This window comes from Brucella lupini, assembly GCF_002252535.1.
GTDB classification, from domain to species: domain Bacteria; phylum Pseudomonadota; class Alphaproteobacteria; order Rhizobiales; family Rhizobiaceae; genus Brucella; species Brucella anthropi.
The window spans coordinates 1-3,637 of the sequence record NZ_NNRN01000028.1 but is presented as its reverse complement, the minus strand read 5'-3'; the positions used below and the strand labels follow the sequence as shown (position 1 = coordinate 3,637).

Here is a 3,637-nt window from a genome sequence, read left to right as displayed (position 1 = left end):
CGACAACCTGATTTGTGGGGCGGGGCGGGGTGGCGGTCTGGATTGCTGCCTGCTGTACCGGCTTTTGCGGTGCGGGTGCCATAACGGGCGCCGATGGACGCGGCACAGGGCCGACGGCAGCGCCATAATCCTTCGACCACGCCTTGTTCTCGGGGGCCTTGTTCTCGGGTGCTTTGCTGGTGACGGTCGCCTTTGGCTCGGCTCTCGCAGGTGACTGTGTGTTCGGCTTGGAAGCGGGGCGCTGGAACAGGGCTGTGATCGCGGCTTGCGGGCTCTTGTGCTGCGAGGTTGCCCACAGGCTGAAAGCACCAAGGCCGAGGATTGCGGCAAGCGCGAGCATGGGAGTGGACGAGCCGGATGACTTGCCCGACGACCTGGCCGAGCGCTTTGTGGAGCGCTTGGGCGAGCGGGTGGTGCGTTTCCGTGCAGCCATCGTCTGTCTCCTCTTCGAATCGCGATGGGGAGACGCTACCAATTGTTCCTTCGCATTTGGTTACCGCAGCATCGGGCGCGAACGGCTGGAACGACGAAGCGGAAACAAAAAACGCCGCTTTCGCGGCGTTTCAAGGTGGATTGGTGAAGACTTACTGGTGCCCAGACGTCTTGTCATCGCAAGAGGTTTGGCCTGAAGCCTTCTTCTGCTGCCGTTGGTTGGCTTCGCTTGCTTCAACTGCGTTGCGCAACTCTGCCCATTCGCGTTCATGACGACGATAAAGCTCGTCGGAAACAGTCTGGATACCCATTTCGGTCCTCCGTTTTATCTGGTGCCCCAAATAACATGGCGAAGTCCGAAACGTTGCATCACAAAGCGTAAGCGTTTGAAATCTTAATCGGTTTATATGTTTATAACGTCTTGCTGATTTCAGTTTTCCTGAATGGAAACACCACCTTCTCCGATTTTCATCTCAATCCCGGCGGGTTTAGTCTCTTCACGATAGACATAAACCGCAAGACCCGCAGCCACGACAATCAGCGCGCCAATAATCAGATAAAGCCCGTTTCTATTCACATTCAGTCTCCAGCTGGTTGATGGTGAAGTGGGAACGTTCGCGCGCGTGATTTGGTTCCGCAGAACATGATGACCACAAAAATGCGTCATCCTTTTTTTATTGAATGGAAAAAACACAAACTGGCAAATTTGCCTCTTGCTTTATCTCTTTGGATTATCTAGTGAAGCCGCACCGCTTGAAAGCGACGGAGCGTAGCGCAGTCTGGTAGCGCACCTGATTTGGGATCAGGGGGTCGCAGGTTCGAATCCTGCCGCTCCGACCATCTTCCCCAAGATTTGAAATGGTCGATATATGAACGCCCCGGCACAGGCTGTGGCGTGCGTCTTTATCGCGTTGACATGCATTCCCGTGTAAACTATTGGCTTGGTGGATTTTCAGCTCCCCCAGCGGGGCAAGAGAGTAGTTCAGGGTTCTTCAAATGGTTGCACGTATTTACCGTCCAGCTAAGACGGCAATGCAGTCCGGTCAGGCTAAGACAGACCAATGGCTTCTGGAATATGAACCGGAAAGCCCGCGTATGGTCGAGCCTTTGATGGGCTACACTTCTTCAGGTGATATGAAGAGCCAGATTCGTCTGTTCTTCGCCACGCAGGAAGAAGCAGTCGATTATGCAAAGCGCAATGGCATCGCCTATCGCATTACGGAACCGAATGAGCCGAAGCGCCGCAAGGTTTCCTACTCGGACAATTTCCGCTTCGACCGGACGATGCCCTGGACGCATTGAGGTGCATTGATTGCCTGTTTAGCCTGACACTTGTTTCAGGCCGGGCAATGCGATAATTCGGCAGGGCTTTGCTGGCAAAGCCCTGTGCAAATTGAAATATCTTCGATCTTTTTCGAAAGGAGAGGTCCCGTAGCTCAGTTGGATAGAGCGTCAGCCTTCTAAGCTGAATGTCACAGGTTCGAATCCTGTCGGGATCACCACTCTTTCGTTCTTGTCGAATGACACGATATTTGGCCTTTTTTGGCCACTATGTTGCCCTTGGGTCAGCATCTCTGACCTTTCTCAACGATCATTCCCTCTGCGTCGGTCCGAAACTGCAACGCAAACTCAGCGTATAGATTTCGTCCACGGTCGACTTCCGATCCCGTTCCCTTCGCTCACCGGGTTGATCGAAGCATTACAAATCGAACATGTTACGATGGCAGAGCGTGTCGCAGGTTGTGGAAATTTTGCGACAGGAAAAGGATTCGGAATGGCCGCTTCTGGCCAGTTAAGGTTCGTTGATGGTTTGGCAAATTGATGGGTATGGTGGAGCAGGTCCTTTGCGGTTTGGAATGTCCCCGCCAAAGGTTGAGGGCATCATGGGAACGCATCCTGTGATCAAGCGCAGCCCCCCGAATGCGGCCCGCTACCTATTTGGACCCGATAGGCCTGTAGTCATCTTCGAGCAAAATTCATTGGTTGAAATCAGCTTTTCACCAGACGCCAGCGAGCCAGTAAAATACGGATCAGAAGATCTGTTTCTGTCCTCCGAGAAAGACGTACTTGAAATGCTATGGGCACACAGCGGCAGGGCCGATACATTTGAGGTGGCCGGCTTCATCGTCTTCCTCCCGCTAGGTATAACGCTCACTGGCTTTCACGATCACGATGCGGACCAAAAAGCGATCTCGTGCTTTGTCAGGGGTCGGTGGGATCGATTCGGAACGAGGATGAAACCAATAGAATTTTCGAGCTAATGACTTTGTCGGGCAATTCCTGAAACCTGCATCACGTTCGCAGCGGCCCGGATTCCGGGCCGCGACGTGTGCAAAAGTAAGTCCCGCAAGCCTGACTTTTGCACACGTCTTTTGCGACAGAATTTTCCCTGAAAAATTCGGTGCCGCCGATTTTGTCGCGAAACTTAGGATTTCCGCGACATGAACATGTTGTCGGGGCCGAAGGCCGGCCCCGATCATTGATGATCAGCTAAAATAGGTTTCTGCCATCACTTCTTGGATCACCTTCTAGGTGGTGAGGAGTGTAGAGATCGCTGCGAGCTTTTCTCCGCAACGGCCGCGCAAGACCCTCCGGGTTGGTTTTGATATCCGCGACAGCGATAGCGGGTAACCCGTTCATAGGGCACTGCGCTGCCCACTGACCATCCACCGAAGCAATGCCCGAAGGAGCAGCCGTGCTCTGGGGTGCGAGAGTTGAAAAGCTGACCCAAAAGGTATTGCTTGCAGCATGCCCCAATACCTCAGCAGCAAATGCCGGAGCACCAGAAGCGGTTTCTCCTGCTGTCGAGAACAGTACGCAATCGACATTAAGCTGCTCGTATTCGATGAATATTTCGGGATAGTGCGCTTCCATGCCGACCGCACAGCCGAAACGGAAACCGTCCACCTCAAAAGTCACGGGTGTCTTCCCCGGCGAGTACATAAACGAGATTTTCGTGTTGGATAGCAGGCGCTCATCGTAGCGCGTCACCAGTTCCCCACTGACGTGGGTAATCCCCCCGTTTTTAACGGGGCTCGTCAGTAGAATTCACGCGGCCATTTTCAGTTTCTGTGCGGGCGTTACGCCGCCGATGCCCATATTGGGACGTTCGTTGTTGTAGGTCCATAGCCACTGCGTGGCAAATTCCTGCGCCTCCTCAATGCTTTCGATGATATATTGGTCGAGCCATTCATTCCGAACGGTG

Annotated in this window: 4 protein-coding genes, 2 tRNA genes and 2 pseudogenes; 3 read left to right on the top strand and 5 right to left on the bottom strand. The window is 53.5% G+C overall.

Annotated features, from left to right (window positions below; all coding sequences use genetic code 11):
* The 3 genes and pseudogenes from CES86_RS02295 to CES86_RS02290 form a co-directional block, all read right to left on the bottom strand.
* Positions 1–433: pseudogene (locus CES86_RS02295) on the bottom strand (hypothetical protein); the annotation flags it as partial.
* A 151-nt stretch (positions 434–584) separates the two neighbouring features.
* On the bottom strand, positions 585–743 hold the full coding sequence (locus CES86_RS27415; protein WP_167387083.1) for a hypothetical protein: 159 nt from the start codon (positions 741–743) through the stop codon (positions 585–587).
* 119 nt (positions 744–862) lie between these two features.
* Positions 863–1,009, bottom strand: a complete 147-nt coding sequence (locus CES86_RS02290; RefSeq protein ID WP_010661698.1) for a hypothetical protein — start codon at positions 1,007–1,009, stop codon at positions 863–865.
* A gap of 186 nt (positions 1,010–1,195) precedes the next feature.
* Between CES86_RS02290 and CES86_RS02285 the strand changes: the two genes are divergently transcribed.
* The 3 genes from CES86_RS02285 to CES86_RS02275 all read left to right on the top strand — a co-directional run bounded on the left by CES86_RS02285 (position 1,196) and on the right by CES86_RS02275 (position 1,934).
* A tRNA-Pro gene (locus CES86_RS02285) sits at positions 1,196–1,272 on the top strand.
* A gap of 156 nt (positions 1,273–1,428) precedes the next feature.
* On the top strand, positions 1,429–1,734 hold the full coding sequence (locus CES86_RS02280) for an ETC complex I subunit (protein WP_010661699.1): 306 nt from the start codon (positions 1,429–1,431) through the stop codon (positions 1,732–1,734).
* Between the two features lie 123 nt (positions 1,735–1,857).
* Positions 1,858–1,934 (top strand) — tRNA-Arg (locus CES86_RS02275).
* Positions 1,935–2,922: 988 nt separating this feature from the next.
* Here CES86_RS02275 and CES86_RS02265 read toward each other — a convergent pair.
* Positions 2,923–3,432: pseudogene (locus CES86_RS02265) on the bottom strand (carbon-nitrogen hydrolase family protein); the annotation flags it as partial.
* 48 nt (positions 3,433–3,480) lie between these two features.
* Positions 3,481–3,637 (bottom strand): integrase core domain-containing protein (locus tag CES86_RS02260; RefSeq protein WP_143851055.1); only part of this gene is annotated, 157 nt, incomplete at its 5' end.

Excerpts from the sequence above, each read along its gene's own strand:
- CES86_RS27415 (WP_167387083.1), bottom strand. The coding sequence starts at position 743 with ATGGGTATCCAGACTGTTTCCGACGAGCTTTATCGTCGTCATGAACGC.
- CES86_RS02280 (WP_010661699.1), top strand. The coding sequence starts at position 1,429 with ATGGTTGCACGTATTTACCGTCCAGCTAAGACGGCAATGCAGTCCGGT.